This is a genomic window from Bacillus sp. EB V-12, assembly GCF_056158125.1.
Window position 1 is genome coordinate 419,049 of record NZ_JBUXJL010000001.1, and the last position, 14,016, is coordinate 433,064.

Below are 14,016 nucleotides of genomic sequence, written 5' to 3' on the forward strand. Positions count from 1 at the left end.
TGCGCATGTTTTCATGCTATATACATAGTGAGGAGGGAAAAGTGATGAATGGGATTGAAATTTTTGCGAATGCAATTTTAAAAGAAGCGTGTAGGGTACAAGCGTCAGATTTACATATTGTGCCCCGGCAGAAGGATGTAGCGGTTCAACTACGTATAGGAAAAGATTTAATGACGAGACAGTGTATTGAAAAGGAGTTTGGAGAAAAACTTGTCTCACATTTCAAATTTTTAGCATCTATGGACATAGGCGAGAAACGGAAGCCACAGAATGGTTCGTTGTATTTGCAAATTGATGGACAAGAAGTGTATTTACGCCTTTCAACACTTCCAACAGTATATCAAGAAAGTCTCGTTATTCGCCTTCATTTACAAGCATCTGTTCAGCCCTTATCACATCTTTCGTTATTTCCAAGTACGGCAGCAAAACTACTCTCGTTTTTACGCTATTCACAGGGGCTACTTGTGTTTACTGGACCGACTGGATCTGGGAAGACGACGACAATGTATGCATTATTAGAGGTAATTAGAAAAAAGAAAACACGTCGCATCATTACACTTGAAGATCCGGTTGAAAAAAGAAGTGACGATGTATTACAAATTCAAATAAATGAAAAAGCGGGTCTCACATATGAAACAGGATTAAAGGCTATTTTACGTCATGATCCAGATATTATTTTAGTCGGTGAAATCCGTGATGAAGAAACAGCAAAAATAGCTATAAGAGCAAGTTTGACAGGACATTTAGTAATGACAACACTGCATACGAATGATGCGAAAGGAGCAATCATTCGCTTCATGGATTATGGTATAACGAGGCAAGAGATTGAACAGTCTTTATTGGCTGTAGCTGCACAGCGACTTGTCGAATTGAAGTGTCCGTTTTGCAGAGGAAAGTGCTCAACTTTATGTAAATCAATGAGGCAAGTAAGGCAGGCTAGCATATATGAGCTACTATATGGATATGAGTTAAAACAAGCGCTTAAAGAAGCTGGTGGAGAATGTGTTACTTACAAACATGAGACTTTAGAATCGTCAATACGAAAAGGATATGCTTTAGGTTTTTTAGAAGAAGATGTTTATGTTTAAGAAAACTTGGAGTTTAAGTGATCAAGTAGTATTGTTGAAACGTTTAGGAGAATTATTAGAAAAAGGCTACTCTCTTTTACAAGCATTAGAATTTTTACAGTTTCAATTACCTGTAGAAAAGAAAGTACAATTGCAGCGCATGATTGAGGGGTTAAAAGATGGGAAAAGTCTACACGATTCTTTTCATCAGTTAAAGTTTCATCAGGACATGTTAAGTTATTTATTTTATGCCGAGCAACATGGTGATATTTCTTTTGCTTTGCAACAAGGAAGTGCACTTCTTTATAAGAAAGATAAGTATAGGAGAGACATGATGAAAATAATGCATTATCCTATGTTTTTGATGTTTTTTCTACTAATCATGCTCTTTATTTTTAAACTCATTTTATTACCTCAGGTTGAAATGGTTTATAGTTCGTTCGGTTCTAATACACCACTACTTACAGAAAAAATTTTAAGTGCAATAAAACTGCTACCTTACATTATTTTAACCGCTATTTTAACTGTTATTATTGGAGGTATTTTATACATGTTGTATTTTAGGAAACTTCCACATATTAGACAGGTAAAAATTATGCTTCGTATTCCCCTCATCAAAACATTTCTTATTTTAAAGCATTCACATTATTTTGCTACTCAGTTGAGTGGTTTATTAAATGGTGGACTATCAGTATGTGAAGCTTTAACAATAATGATGGAGCAAAGATATCATCCGTTCTTTAAATATGAAGCGAGCCGGATTGAAAGACAATTAATTGGAGGAGAACAGTTACAATCTATCATTGCTAAAAGTGGGTATTACGAGAAAGAACTTTCTTATGTTATTACGCATGGACAAGCAAACGGCAATTTAGGGATTGAATTAGGTGACTATAGCGATCTTATTATGGAAAAGATGGAACGGAAAATTAAACATATGTTAGTTATCATTCAGCCTATTTTATTTACATGTATTGGAGGAATCGTTGTCCTTATGTACTTAGCGATGATTATGCCGATGTTTCAAATGATGAATTCTATTTAGGGGGCATTTGTATGCAGAATGAGGAAGGGTTTACTCTGTTAGAGATGCTATTAGTAATGGTTGTCATAACTATATTATTACTATTAATTATTCCGAATGTAGTTACACAGCGCTCATCGGTCCAAGGAAAAGGTTGTGCAGCTTACGTGAAATCTATAGAAGCGCAAATACAAGTATATCAATTACAACATAATAAAATTCCATCGTTAAAAGAACTGACAGATGAAAAGTATATTACAACTGATAAGTGCCCGAATGGCGAATCTATTCATATTTCAGATGATGGCGCAGTATCAATTAGGGCATTGTGAAACAACAGGGGTTTACTTTTTTAGAAATGTTACTCGTTTTATTTGCTATTTCTGTATTAAGTATAGTTACGTATTTTAGTGTTCATTCCTTATACGAGCGACAAAAAGTTGAACAATTTTTGAGACAGTTTTCAAATGATATTTTGTATATGCAGCAATTAGCGATAAACCGTCAAAAGCACTATACATTACGTTGGCATAAAGATAGAAATATGTATGCTATAAAAGAGTCAGGTACAAAGTATTATATCGTCAAGCGAGAGTATGAAGAAGATATACAAATTGATTTGCATACGTTTCCAAATCCGATGACATATAATCCAAGTGGAAATATTAATAGAGGTGGTACGATTATAATTTCGTATCGAAATTATAAATATGAAATTGTATTTCAGCTTGGAAGAGGGAGATTTACGTATCGTGAAATGTCAAAAAGGATCCATAATGGCTGAAATGATTGTATCGTTAAGTGTTTTAATGATGGCTGTATCGTTACTACTACCGCAAACAGTATTAGTTATGCAAGAAAGAAAAAATATACAAATTCGTTATAAGGCAACTGGATTATTAAAAAAAGAAGCAGCTATATATATGTATGGAAATGAAGACAAGCGAATAATAGAAAAGAATATAAATGGAATTGTGTATTACACATATTGGGGAGGCAATGAAGTTTGTACTGTGTGGAGAGATGTGAAAGACAGAATGATGGAACAATGCTTTTATGTAGGAGAAAAAATAAATTAGAATTTGGTTTTTCATTAATAGAAATGATTGTATGTCTGTTTCTATTATCAATATTTTTTTTGCTCTTTCCCCGCCTACATTTCATTGAAATGGAAAATAAACAGTCGAAAGGGTTAAATGATTGGGAGTGGGATGTGTATTTAGGGCAAATGCAATTGGAGTTTCGTGAAGTATCATCTGGAGAACAGCTAGCATTTGAAAATGGAGAAAGTATTTTACGATTCCGATCGCGTAATGGGAGTGAAGTATCGTATGAAAAAGAGAATAGTCGTCTTATAAGAAAGGTAAATAGGCGCGGGAGGGAAGTTGTTTTACAAAATATTGGAACGGTTTCTTACAAACTAACACCTCATGTACTCATTATAAATGTGAAAGATACTAGTGGGAAAATATATGAAGGTGTAGTTATGCGATATAGCGAAATAGGAATAAACGTATGAGAAAGCAAAATGGATTTACAATGCCTGGAACGATTATCTTTCTTATTTTATTAACTTCTTTTTTTATATACGAAACAAATATGTTGTTTACAGATAAAAAATTTTATATAGAAATAGAACAAAAGTTTTTATTGGATGAATTACTTAACCGATCTATTACAGATATAAAAAAAGATTTACAGCAAAAAGAAAAAGAAGGTACATTTTTCTTTCAGTATGAAAAGGGAGAAGCGAGTGGAAATTATGTCTTTGAAAATGATTTAATTCTCGTTACGTTGCAGTGCACACTCAAACAGGAAGCTTTCTATACGGTAGGTTTTCGGTATAGAAAAAAGGATGGGAAAATAGTCGATTGGATAGAAGGATAATATGTAAAATATATGTAAATAAATCAAGGTTTCCTATTGTAAATTAAATTGATTTTTTAGAAGAAATGGATAAATATAATGATTAAAAGTTTAAATTTTCTCAAAAAAGAGAAAGGTAGAAAGAATATGATATATTCATGCTATCCAATCATTATTTTTAGGGAGAATAGGGAAATGACAAACAACAATCAAATAGGTGAAAATAAGGAACAAACTATTTTTGATCATAAAGGAAATACGATTATGACAGAAGATAGAGAAATACACATTATTTCAAAATTCGAAGAACCTCTTATTGTCGTATTAGCAAATGTACTAAGTGATGAAGAGTGTGATGAATTAATTGAAATGTCTAAAAATAAAATGAAGCGTTCTAAAGTTGGTTCATCACGTGATGTAAATGATATTCGAACAAGTAGCGGTGCATTTTTGGAAGACAATGAACTTACTTCAAAGATTGAAAAACGAATTTCATCTATCATGAATGTTCCTGCGTCGCATGGTGAAGGATTGCACATTTTAAATTATGAAGTGGATCAACAATATAAAGCACACTATGATTATTTTGCGGAACATAGTAGATCAGCTGCTAACAATCGTATTAGTACGCTTGTAATGTACTTAAATGATGTAGAAGAAGGCGGGGAAACGTACTTCCCGAAATTAAATCTTTCTGTACATCCTAGAAAAGGAATGGCAGTATACTTTGAGTATTTTTATCAAGATCAATCACTAAATGAGCTTACGTTACATGGAGGGGCACCTGTAACGAAAGGCGAGAAATGGATTGCAACGCAGTGGGTGAGAAGAGGTACTTATAAGTAAAAGCGAATGTTACGTTTTGTTCTTCATAGTATGAAGAACAAAACGTTTTTTTATTAAACAAAGTAGCATCTTTCGTTATAATAACAATTAATAAATGACGATTGAGAGGACAGAAAATGAAATCTATATACATAACCGGCTACATGGGAGCAGGGAAAACAACAATTGGAAAAGCGTTAAGTAAAGAACTTCAAATGGATGTTGTAGATACTGATCAAAAAATCGAAGAGAAGCAAGAGAAGGCAATTCGAAATATTTTTGCCGAAGAAGGCGAAATGGCTTTTCGGGAATATGAAAGCGAAATGTTACGTTCGCTACCAGTCCATAATGTCATTATTACAACTGGTGGGGGAATTATTGAACGAGCAGAAAATCGCAAGTGGATGAAAGAGAACGGAACTGTCGTGTATTTATATTGTGATCCGCATGTAATTGCAGAAAGGCTTCGTGAAGATACGACACGTCCACTATTTCAAAAGAAAGATATAGATGCATTTGTAACGAAATTTGAATTACGCCGAGCTTATTATGAAGAGGCTCATATTCATATCGATACGACAAATAAGTCTGTAAAGCAAATTATGAATGAATTAAAGGAAAAGATTAATGTATAAAAAAGTGGACATACTAATCAAGTAGAGGTGATGATAATATGTCTACTAATGATTATGTTCGCTTTGTGACGCAGCAGTTTGTGTCGTATATGGATGCTCCAAAAGAAGATCGAAAACAAAAGAAAGAACAACGTCGTGCTGAAAAAGAGCCATTTATGAATAAGTGGTTTGGTGTTATGCCGCTGAGTGCTGCTTTGTTTTACCGAAATGTAAAAAGTAAAAGAAAAAAATCAAGTTGAATTTTAGTCATATGTTTAGCAAACCAAAAATCCCCTAGTGTCGTATTACACTAGGGGATTTTTATTTACTGCACGGATTCTTGTTCTTCCGTAACGGCATGTATTTTATTGTTCACCCATACAAATCCTATTCCGATACAAATAGAAATGCCCCAGCCTACAGCGGTCATAATCGCTCTCATTTCACCATAGCCATCTACACCAAAAACAGAGATGAAATAAATTTTTAAAAAGCTTTTTAATATAAATTGTAGCCCGAAAAATAACGTTAAATATTGCAGTGCTGGATATATACGACTATCACGATACAGCTCACGACTTTTATCACGGTCATGACCTTGCAGTGCTGCAATATCCGCAGCGAAATATAACATGAGTGGTTTTTTTATGAAAATTGTACAGATGACGATAATACCGAGTACGATGTGATAATATGCATCATTCCACAACATTCGTTCAGCTGACCCAGATAATAAATCTACCGTTGTATTAGAAATGAGTGTAATTAAAATAAAGAACCCTGTCACGTTAAACTGTTTTTCTTTTTTAAAGGTATACAGTGTATAAATAATCCCCGGAACAGAGGAAAGTAACATCGCGTAATAAGGATCGATATAAGGTTTTGCAAATTTCCAAATGAGGAATGGGATTACGAGATAAAAGACAAGATCTAATATAGCTTTTTTATTTTGATTCATACAAAGCCTCCTTAAGTCATACATATATTTTATAATATAATTTCTGAAAATTGTATAAGGTTTAATGGGAAAAGAAAAAATATATCAATTTTTGAGGGATTAGTAGATTGAAAAAAATTGCCCCTAGCGTAGTAAGTTTTTTTAGTATATAATAAAGGAAACGCTTTCATTTTTAGTTTGTTCACAAAATGGACGGAAAATCACATATTTACTATCGATATGTTGCTTTATAATGAAACTAATTAAATATACATGCATACAATATTGTGAAATAAATAACATAAATAATCTATATAAATGTAAACGTTATCAAAAGAGAGAGGTGGAGACAATGAGTAAATTTTTCTTCAATCATAATCCAGCAACAGTAGAGGATGGAAGGCTTGTTAAATATGCTGAAATTATTTATGGAGAAGGTGGCCGTTCTGTATTAGAAAATTTAATGGTGAAGGCATCTATCAGATTGCGTGATCGTTATCCGAATAAATCTGACGAGCAGATCTCGAACCTAGTAAATAAAGGCATCCATGATATGTTTCAAAAATATGTGAGCGAGTAAGAGTGGCCAATGGCTGCTCTTATTTTTTTGTATAAGGATTGTAACTCTAGCTGAAAATAAACATGTATTCTGAAAAACGTAAAAAGGAGTGGGAAAGATGAGCAATGGAATTGGACGTTCGAAAGAAAATCTTCCAACTGATGCAAATCATGTGAGCGCGAAGGATCGTGCGTATCAAAAACGCATGGCAAAGCAAAAACAACAAGAGCGTAATGAGGATAGAGAGTAACTCGAAATAAAGCTCCTTCTAAAGCAGAAGGAGCTTTATTTTGATAGAAAATGATTCGCGGTAACATAAAAGAGTCCACCGTTAATAATTTGCACTGTAATACGTGGTTCATACTGTTCTTGCAGAGCTTGTTTTTCAATTTCATAGCTCTCAGGAAGTTCGTCACTTTCTTCATAAAAACGGTTTAAAAGGTCTAAATCATGATTCCAACGCACTCTTGCTTCTTTTGCCCACGTATGGTCATCTTCTGCAATTATATTTTTTAAAGCGTCTTCTATGCGTTGTAAACCACTTTGAGGTTTAATGATGGGCGAGAGCGTAAAACAAAAATCAGGTATTTTTGGTGTAAGTTTAATGTTTGTTAATGTTTCATGAAAGTTTGCCATCATTGTTCCAGAAATGAGATGAATACCAATCGAGTGAAGGATGTCTTTTTTTCGATCACATTGATAGGAAACTTTTATATTAATACCGAGCCAAGGGTGGAGCGGTGTATGTGTTGCTCCATTATGTCTTACATCCTCATATAAACGTATGTATGAGCCTAATTCTTTTGTCGTTTGGAAAATTTGATGTAGACGTGGTGAACCGTAGTGAATAAGCTCACCATCATTTTCTTCATTTTCTGGATTTGTAATAAGAGTAAGGCGCATCGGATTCGGTACGCCTCCTGTTTTCTCAAGATAGTGCCAATAAAAAGGGCGATTCATTAATAATTTATCCATCTCAATTGTTAACTGTACATCTAATAAATGAGGAGAACGTTCTAAAATTTCACAGTTATTCGCCTCAAAGAAATTGTATAAGTAATTATGAATTTCATGTTGCTGCATAGCCTTGCACCTCAGCTTCATTTCGTTTCGCAAAGTCGATAATAGATGTTAAGTTTTCCATCTTAATTCTAATTTCACCTTCGCTTTTTGATTGCGCGAAAATTTCTTGAATGTGCGCGTCGATGTTTTTCATATTAATTCTCGTTAAAATTTCATCGAGTTCACCGATAACACGCTCGAATAAGTTGATTTTTTCATATAACAGTTTCAGAATATGTTCTTCAACAGTATGCTTTGTAGCTAAGTTATAAATATGAACATCATTCTTTTGACCGAGACGGTGAATACGTCCGATTCTTTGCTCAAGACGCATTGGATTCCATGGCAAATCATAATTGATCATATGGCTACAAAACTGTAAGTTAATGCCTTCTCCGCCAGCTTCCGTTGCAATTAACACTTGGGCACGATTTTGGAAAAGTTCCTTCATCCAATCTTTCTTCCCGCGTTTAAATCCGCCGCGGAATGGGACAGAAGAAATACCGTGTTGTTGTAAAAACCATTGTAAGTACATCTGTGATGCTCGGTATTCCGTGAAAATGACGACTTTATCGTCAATTTCTTTTATAAGCTCTAGAGCTTTAGTTGCTTTCGAGTTGAAAGGAATATGATTAATTTTGTCCATTAGCACATCGATATGTGGATCTTTTATATAATGTTCGTTTTCTTTCTGTCTTTTTTCTACATGCTTTTTCAATGAATAGTAAACAGCCTCACGACTACTACATGCTTCCCGTTTTAAAGTTAACGATGAGAAAGCAGATGTGAAGGCGTCTTGTCCTCGCCAATTTTCGATATCATTATATAGAGCTTGTTCTTGTTCATTAAACTCAACAAAAATTGTACGTACATGTCTCTTCGGCCAATCGATACCGGTATTATGTCGTCTATTTCGCACCATTACTTTATTAATGAGAGCTTTTAAGTCTTCATCTGATTCGGCTGAGCGATTTTTGGAAGCGTAATATTCTTCAAAGTTGGATTGATTGCCTAAATGTCCTGGTTTTAATAAAGAAACAAGGTTAAAAATTTCATCAATCTTATTTTGAACAGGAGTAGCGGTTAGTAATAAACAAAACTTCTTTTTTAATCGTTGTGCAAATTCATAGTTTTTTGTTTTATTATTTTTCAGTTTATGTGCTTCATCGATAATAATAAGGTCATATTCCAAGTTCAACACGATATCGCGATGTGGTGAACGTTTCGCAGTATCAATTGACGATACAATTACGTCAGCTTGTTCCCATGAGTAGCTTTTCTTTTGTGCTACAGCGGGAATGAAAAACTTTGTATTCAGTTCGTATGCCCATTGTGATACGAGAGAAGCTGGGACAAGTATAAGTACCTTTTTCACGAGCCCGCGGACCATGTATTCTTTCAAAATAAGTCCAGCTTCGATTGTTTTTCCAAGGCCTACTTCATCTGCTAGAATCGCTTTACCATTCATTTGTTCAATCACATTTTGAGCGACTTCTAATTGATGCGGAAGCGGTGTGAAATGGGATAAATGTTTCGGTGCTTGTAGTCCATCAAAAGTAGGAACAAGTAACGATTTTTCTGTTTCATAAGCTAAGTGATATAAATCCCAGTTTGTCCAAGGACCATCTTCGTCAATTCTATTTAAAAAATTGTTTTGCCACGTCCGATCTACGGAAATATCGACATTCATTACAACTCTCCCACCTTTTATAAACTAAAGTAATTATTTTTTAATGTATGATGATTTACCTTAAAAGAAGGCATAATTATCGTTATTAAAGGCTATATGATAGACAATAATAAAGTATTAAATCTCAAAAGCTGTATTTATTGTGTTTTAACATAAAAAATTCTAAATTATTTTTTATGCTAGAATATTGATGAAATATAGCGAATGATGTTAGGATAATGGTGTGAAATGTGTGGAATCTTTCGTATTTTATCCAAGAAAGTGATTTTTTATTTACGCTTTCATAAAAAAATATAATGAGATTCCGTATATCCTATCTTTTCAGAATGAAAATGTTTAGAAAAGGGAAGCAACTTTTATTGATTTGTCAAAGCATAAGGGGGAGAGAGCATGATTACATTACAACGTACACCGTTATTTGATGTATACGCGAAGTATGGTGGGAAAACAATCGACTTCGGTGGTTGGGAATTACCAGTTCAATTTTCAAGCATTAAAGAAGAACACGAAGCTGTACGTACAGCTGCAGGTTTGTTCGATGTGTCTCATATGGGAGAAGTTGAAGTAAAAGGTGTAGATAGTTTAGCATTTTTACAACGTGTTGTTACAAATGACGTATCTACCTTAAAGGTAGGGGGCGCACAATATACAGCTATGTGCTACGAAAATGGTGGTACAGTAGATGATTTATTAATCTACAAACGTGGTGAAGAAGACTATTTATTAGTAATCAATGCATCAAATATCGAGAAAGATTACGAATGGTTAGCAAGTCATGTAATTGGCGATGCGACAGTAGTCAATGTTTCTAGTGAAGTTGCACAGCTTGCAATTCAAGGACCAAAAGCAGAAGGCATTTTACAAAAAGTTGTGTCAGAAGATTTGAAAGAAATTAAGTTCTTTAAATTTAAAAACGATATTCTTGTAGATGGAATTCCAGCACTTGTATCTCGTACAGGTTACACAGGTGAAGATGGATTCGAAATTTACTGTAAGAGTGAAGATGCTGCAAAACTTTGGGAGAAACTTCTTGAAGTTGGAGCAGAAGAGGGCTTAAAAGCATGTGGTTTAGGTGCTCGTGATACACTTCGATTCGAAGCAACATTACCACTTTATGGACAAGAATTATCAAAAGATATTACACCGATTGAGGCTGGAATTGGCTTTGCGGTAAAAACAAATAAAGAAGCAGACTTCTTTGGAAAAGCAACGTTAAAAGAGCAAAAAGAAAACGGTGCGCCTCGTAAATTAGTCGGCATCGAAGTAATCGAACGTGGAATTCCTCGTACGCATTACCCTGTATTTATTGGTGAAGAAAAAATTGGGGAAGTAACGAGTGGTACACAATCTCCAACGTTAAAGAAAAGCATTGGTTTAGCACTAATTGATGTAAAATACGCAGCAGTTGATACAGAAGTAGAAATTGAAATTCGTAATAAACGCGTCAAAGCAGTAGTTGTTCCAACACCATTTTACAAACGTTCAAAGTAACGGGGAGAGGGGTAGATTTCATGTTGCATCGTTATCTTCCAATGACAGAAGAAGACAAAAAAGAAATGTTACAAACGATCGGCGTTCAAACGATCGATGAATTATTCTCTGATATTCCAGAGAGTGTTCGTTTTAAAGGGGATTTAAAAATTAAAGAAGCAAAATCAGAGCCAGAGCTTTTAAAAGAGCTATCTCAAATGGCTAATAAAAATGCTAACTTAAAAGAATACGCTTCTTTCTTAGGAGCAGGCGTATACGATCATTATGCTCCAGTAATTGTAGATCATGTTATTTCTCGCTCAGAATTTTATACAGCTTATACACCATACCAACCGGAAATTTCACAAGGGGAATTACAAGCAATCTTTGAATTCCAAACAATGATTTGTGAATTAACAGGAATGGATGTAGCAAACTCTTCTATGTATGACGGGGGTACAGCTTTAGCTGAAGCGGCAATGTTAGCAGCTGGCCATACTCGCAAAAAGAAAATTCTTGTATCTAGCGCGGTTCATCCAGAATCAAGAGCAGTACTTGAAACGTATGCAAAAGGTCAAAATCTTGAAGTTGTTGAAATTAATCATAAAGATGGTGTAACAGATTTAGACGTATTACAAAGTGAAGTAGATGATACAGTTGCTTGTGTAATCGTTCAATATCCAAACTTCTTCGGACAAGTTGAAAAATTAGCTGATATTGAAAAAATCGTTCATCAACAAAAATCATTATTTATCGTTTCTTCAAATCCATTATCATTAGGCGCATTAACACCACCAGGGAAATTTGGTGCTGATATTGTAATCGGTGATGCACAACCATTCGGTATTCCAACGCAGTTTGGTGGACCGCACTGTGGTTACTTTGCAACAACGAAAGCATTTATGCGTAAAATTCCAGGACGTCTTGTTGGACAAACTGTAGATTCAGATGGTAAACGTGGATTTGTATTAACGTTACAAGCACGTGAACAGCATATTCGTCGTGATAAAGCGACATCTAACATTTGTTCAAACCAAGCGTTAAATGCATTAGCAGCTTCTGTTGCAATGACGGCACTTGGCAAACAAGGTGTGAAAGAAATGGCACGTCAAAACATTTCTAAAGCACAGTATGCAAAACGTCAATTTGAAGCGAAAGGCTTCACAGTAACATTTGCTGGACCATTCTTCAATGAGTTTGTTGTAGATTGCAAACGTCCAGTGAAAGAAGTAAACGATGCATTATTACAAAAGAATATTATCGGTGGTTACGATCTAGGCCGTGATTATAAAGAGCATGAAAACCATATGCTTGTAGCAGTAACTGAGCTTCGTACAAAAGAGGAAATTGACACACTTGTAAACGAAATGGGGGCTATCCAATGAAGAACCAAGACCAAGCACTTATCTTTGAAGTGAGTAAAGAAGGACGCATAGGATATAGCTTACCCAAATTAGATGTAGAAGAAGTGAAACTAGAAGATGTGTTTGAGAGCGATTATATTCGAGTAGAAGATGCAGAGCTACCAGAAGTATCTGAACTTGATATTATGCGCCACTATACAGCACTTTCAAACCGTAACCACGGTGTTGATTCTGGATTCTATCCACTTGGATCTTGTACGATGAAATATAATCCGAAAATTAATGAGAGTGTAGCTCGTTTCGCAGGATTTGCAAATATTCATCCACTGCAAGATGAAAAGACAGTACAAGGTGCAATGGAATTAATGTACGACTTACAAGAGCATTTAATTGAAATTACAGGTATGGATACTGTTACTTTACAACCAGCAGCTGGTGCACACGGAGAATGGACAGGTTTAATGTTAATTCGTGCATACCATGAAGCGAATGGTGACTTTAACCGTACGAAAGTAATTGTACCTGACTCTGCTCACGGAACGAACCCAGCATCTGCAACTGTAGCTGGTTTTGAAACAATTACAGTAAAATCAAATGAAAATGGCCTTGTTGACTTAGAAGACTTAAAACGTGTTGTAAACGAAGAAACAGCAGCACTTATGTTAACAAATCCTAATACATTAGGTCTATTCGAAGAAAATATTTTAGAAATGGCAGAAATCGTCCATAATGCAGGCGGTAAATTATACTATGATGGTGCAAACTTAAATGCGGTATTAAGCCAAGCACGCCCAGGAGATATGGGATTTGACGTTGTGCATTTAAACCTTCATAAAACATTTACAGGTCCTCACGGCGGTGGTGGCCCAGGTTCTGGTCCAGTAGGTGTGAAAGCTGATTTAATTCCGTACTTACCAAAACCGATTTTAGAGAAAACGGAAAGTGGTTATCACTTCAACTACGACCGCCCAGAAGCAATTGGTCGTGTGAAACCATTCTATGGTAACTTCGGAATTAACGTTCGTGCATACACGTATATTCGCTCTATGGGTCCAGATGGTTTGCGTGCAGTAACGGAGTATGCTGTATTAAATGCGAACTATATGATGAGAAGATTAGCGCCATTCTATGATCTTCCATTCGATAGACATTGTAAGCATGAATTTGTATTATCAGGTCGTCGTCAAAAGAAACTTGGTGTACGTACATTAGATATTGCAAAACGTCTGCTTGATTTTGGTTACCATCCACCAACAATTTACTTCCCATTAAATGTGGAAGAATGTATTATGATTGAGCCGACAGAAACAGAATCAAAAGAAACATTAGATGGTTTCATTGATAAGATGATTCAAATCGCTAAAGAAGTAGAAGAAAATCCAGAAGTTGTACAAGAAGCACCGCATACGACAGTCATTAAACGTTTAGACGAAACGATGGCTGCACGTAAACCAGTTTTACGTTATGCAAAGCCAGCTCCTGTACAAGTTTGATTAGAATAACAAAAGAAGAACTCGCTGAGGCGGGTTCTTTTTTTG

Annotated in this window: 19 protein-coding genes; 15 read left to right on the forward strand and 4 right to left on the reverse strand. The window is 35.0% G+C overall.

The genetic code is table 11. The features are described from left to right. The first annotated feature begins 44 nt into the window (after window positions 1-44). The 10 genes from comGA to ACZDYH_RS02225 all read left to right on the forward strand — a co-directional run bounded on the left by comGA (window position 45) and on the right by ACZDYH_RS02225 (window position 5,656). Complete coding sequence (comGA, locus tag ACZDYH_RS02180; protein WP_001013170.1) at window positions 45-1,088, forward strand: competence type IV pilus ATPase ComGA; 1,044 nt, start codon at window positions 45-47, stop codon at window positions 1,086-1,088. Then, window positions 1,075-2,112, forward strand: coding sequence for a competence type IV pilus assembly protein ComGB (gene comGB, locus ACZDYH_RS02185; RefSeq protein ID WP_102955923.1), 1,038 nt, complete (start codon window positions 1,075-1,077; stop codon window positions 2,110-2,112). The genes comGA and comGB overlap by 14 nt, the downstream gene beginning before the upstream one ends. An 11-nt stretch (window positions 2,113-2,123) precedes the next feature. Beyond that, entirely contained in the window at window positions 2,124-2,423 is a 300-nt protein-coding gene (comGC, locus tag ACZDYH_RS02190) for a competence type IV pilus major pilin ComGC (protein ID WP_001178687.1), read from the forward strand. After that, entirely contained in the window at window positions 2,420-2,875 is a 456-nt protein-coding gene (comGD, locus tag ACZDYH_RS02195) for a competence type IV pilus minor pilin ComGD (RefSeq protein WP_000813141.1), read from the forward strand. Before comGC ends, comGD begins: the two co-directional genes overlap by 4 nt. After that, entirely contained in the window at window positions 2,868-3,170 is a 303-nt protein-coding gene (locus ACZDYH_RS02200; protein WP_000829469.1) for a hypothetical protein, read from the forward strand. Before comGD ends, ACZDYH_RS02200 begins: the two co-directional genes overlap by 8 nt. After that, on the forward strand, window positions 3,140-3,610 hold the full coding sequence (comGF, locus tag ACZDYH_RS02205) for a competence type IV pilus minor pilin ComGF (protein ID WP_000923101.1): 471 nt from the start codon (window positions 3,140-3,142) through the stop codon (window positions 3,608-3,610). The genes ACZDYH_RS02200 and comGF overlap by 31 nt, the downstream gene beginning before the upstream one ends. Beyond that, entirely contained in the window at window positions 3,607-3,978 is a 372-nt protein-coding gene (gene comGG, locus ACZDYH_RS02210; protein WP_001231316.1) for a competence type IV pilus minor pilin ComGG, read from the forward strand. The genes comGF and comGG overlap by 4 nt, the downstream gene beginning before the upstream one ends. Before the next feature lie 174 nt (window positions 3,979-4,152). Continuing rightward, window positions 4,153-4,803 carry a 2OG-Fe(II) oxygenase gene (locus ACZDYH_RS02215; RefSeq protein WP_000183863.1) on the forward strand — a complete coding sequence of 217 codons (651 nt, stop codon included), beginning with the start codon at window positions 4,153-4,155 and terminating at the stop codon, window positions 4,801-4,803. A gap of 116 nt (window positions 4,804-4,919) precedes the next feature. Further along, window positions 4,920-5,417 carry a shikimate kinase AroK gene (aroK, locus tag ACZDYH_RS02220; protein WP_000836654.1) on the forward strand — a complete coding sequence of 166 codons (498 nt, stop codon included), beginning with the start codon at window positions 4,920-4,922 and terminating at the stop codon, window positions 5,415-5,417. A 38-nt stretch (window positions 5,418-5,455) separates the two neighbouring features. Further along, window positions 5,456-5,656, forward strand: coding sequence for a YqzE family protein (locus ACZDYH_RS02225; protein ID WP_000106083.1), 201 nt, complete (start codon window positions 5,456-5,458; stop codon window positions 5,654-5,656). Between the two features lie 65 nt (window positions 5,657-5,721). On the opposite strand, the gene ACZDYH_RS02230 is transcribed toward ACZDYH_RS02225, so the two are convergent. Both ACZDYH_RS02230 and ACZDYH_RS02235 read right to left on the reverse strand, forming a co-directional pair. Continuing rightward, window positions 5,722-6,354, reverse strand: coding sequence for a VC0807 family protein (locus tag ACZDYH_RS02230; protein ID WP_001073111.1), 633 nt, complete (start codon window positions 6,352-6,354; stop codon window positions 5,722-5,724). 141 nt (window positions 6,355-6,495) lie between these two features. Next, on the reverse strand, window positions 6,496-6,612 hold the full coding sequence (locus ACZDYH_RS02235; RefSeq protein WP_003279814.1) for a hypothetical protein: 117 nt from the start codon (window positions 6,610-6,612) through the stop codon (window positions 6,496-6,498). A 73-nt stretch (window positions 6,613-6,685) separates the two neighbouring features. On the opposite strand from ACZDYH_RS02235, the gene ACZDYH_RS02240 reads away from it, so the two are divergent. Continuing rightward, window positions 6,686-6,913 (forward strand): hypothetical protein, encoded by a 228-nt coding sequence (locus ACZDYH_RS02240; protein ID WP_000032702.1) that lies wholly within the window; start codon window positions 6,686-6,688, stop codon window positions 6,911-6,913. A 97-nt stretch (window positions 6,914-7,010) separates the two neighbouring features. After that, window positions 7,011-7,142: a hypothetical protein gene (locus ACZDYH_RS02245; protein WP_000064668.1), complete on the forward strand. Its 132-nt coding sequence runs from the start codon at window positions 7,011-7,013 to the stop codon at window positions 7,140-7,142. 35 nt (window positions 7,143-7,177) lie between these two features. Here ACZDYH_RS02245 and ACZDYH_RS02250 read toward each other — a convergent pair whose 3' ends face one another. Then, on the reverse strand, window positions 7,178-7,975 hold the full coding sequence (locus ACZDYH_RS02250; protein WP_001183964.1) for a YqhG family protein: 798 nt from the start codon (window positions 7,973-7,975) through the stop codon (window positions 7,178-7,180). Then, the gene (locus tag ACZDYH_RS02255) at window positions 7,962-9,644 is read right to left on the reverse strand and encodes a DEAD/DEAH box helicase (protein ID WP_001100040.1); all 1,683 of its coding nucleotides are present in this window, start codon (window positions 9,642-9,644) and stop codon (window positions 7,962-7,964) included. Before ACZDYH_RS02255 ends, ACZDYH_RS02250 begins: the two co-directional genes overlap by 14 nt. 390 nt (window positions 9,645-10,034) lie before the next feature. Between ACZDYH_RS02255 and gcvT the strand changes: the two genes are divergently transcribed. From gcvT to gcvPB, 3 genes are read left to right on the forward strand one after another with little or no spacing between them, the layout of a single operon-like run. Then, a complete protein-coding gene (gene gcvT, locus ACZDYH_RS02260) occupies window positions 10,035-11,135 on the forward strand; it encodes a glycine cleavage system aminomethyltransferase GcvT (RefSeq protein ID WP_000631769.1) in 1,101 nt (366 codons plus the stop codon). A 20-nt stretch (window positions 11,136-11,155) separates the two neighbouring features. Beyond that, window positions 11,156-12,499, forward strand: coding sequence for an aminomethyl-transferring glycine dehydrogenase subunit 1 (gcvPA, locus tag ACZDYH_RS02265; RefSeq protein ID WP_000903228.1), 1,344 nt, complete (start codon window positions 11,156-11,158; stop codon window positions 12,497-12,499). Next, the gene (gene gcvPB / locus ACZDYH_RS02270; protein WP_000795703.1) at window positions 12,496-13,971 is read left to right on the forward strand and encodes an aminomethyl-transferring glycine dehydrogenase subunit 2; all 1,476 of its coding nucleotides are present in this window, start codon (window positions 12,496-12,498) and stop codon (window positions 13,969-13,971) included. The genes gcvPA and gcvPB overlap by 4 nt, the downstream gene beginning before the upstream one ends. Window positions 13,972-14,016: the final 45 nt, after the last annotated feature.

Bases quoted from the DNA above. Each gene is read 5' to 3' on its own strand.
- gcvPA (WP_000903228.1), top strand. From the start codon at position 11,156: ATGTTGCATCGTTATCTTCCAATGACAGAAGAAGACAAAAAAGAAATG.
- ACZDYH_RS02250 (WP_001183964.1), bottom strand. From the start codon at position 7,975: ATGCAGCAACATGAAATTCATAATTACTTATACAATTTCTTTGAGGCG.
- ACZDYH_RS02255 (WP_001100040.1), bottom strand. From the start codon at position 9,644: ATGAATGTCGATATTTCCGTAGATCGGACGTGGCAAAACAATTTTTTA.
- gcvT (WP_000631769.1), top strand. From the start codon at position 10,035: ATGATTACATTACAACGTACACCGTTATTTGATGTATACGCGAAGTAT.
- comGB (WP_102955923.1), top strand. From the start codon at position 1,075: ATGTTTATGTTTAAGAAAACTTGGAGTTTAAGTGATCAAGTAGTATTG.
- ACZDYH_RS02215 (WP_000183863.1), top strand. From the start codon at position 4,153: ATGACAAACAACAATCAAATAGGTGAAAATAAGGAACAAACTATTTTT.
- gcvPB (WP_000795703.1), top strand. From the start codon at position 12,496: ATGAAGAACCAAGACCAAGCACTTATCTTTGAAGTGAGTAAAGAAGGA.
- aroK (WP_000836654.1), top strand. From the start codon at position 4,920: ATGAAATCTATATACATAACCGGCTACATGGGAGCAGGGAAAACAACA.
- comGA (WP_001013170.1), top strand. From the start codon at position 45: ATGAATGGGATTGAAATTTTTGCGAATGCAATTTTAAAAGAAGCGTGT.
- ACZDYH_RS02225 (WP_000106083.1), top strand. From the start codon at position 5,456: ATGTCTACTAATGATTATGTTCGCTTTGTGACGCAGCAGTTTGTGTCG.
- ACZDYH_RS02245 (WP_000064668.1), top strand. From the start codon at position 7,011: ATGAGCAATGGAATTGGACGTTCGAAAGAAAATCTTCCAACTGATGCA.
- comGC (WP_001178687.1), top strand. From the start codon at position 2,124: ATGCAGAATGAGGAAGGGTTTACTCTGTTAGAGATGCTATTAGTAATG.
- ACZDYH_RS02240 (WP_000032702.1), top strand. From the start codon at position 6,686: ATGAGTAAATTTTTCTTCAATCATAATCCAGCAACAGTAGAGGATGGA.
- ACZDYH_RS02235 (WP_003279814.1), bottom strand. From the start codon at position 6,612: ATGCATGTATATTTAATTAGTTTCATTATAAAGCAACATATCGATAGT.
- ACZDYH_RS02200 (WP_000829469.1), top strand. From the start codon at position 2,868: ATGGCTGAAATGATTGTATCGTTAAGTGTTTTAATGATGGCTGTATCG.
- ACZDYH_RS02230 (WP_001073111.1), bottom strand. From the start codon at position 6,354: ATGAATCAAAATAAAAAAGCTATATTAGATCTTGTCTTTTATCTCGTA.
- comGF (WP_000923101.1), top strand. From the start codon at position 3,140: ATGCTTTTATGTAGGAGAAAAAATAAATTAGAATTTGGTTTTTCATTA.
- comGG (WP_001231316.1), top strand. From the start codon at position 3,607: ATGAGAAAGCAAAATGGATTTACAATGCCTGGAACGATTATCTTTCTT.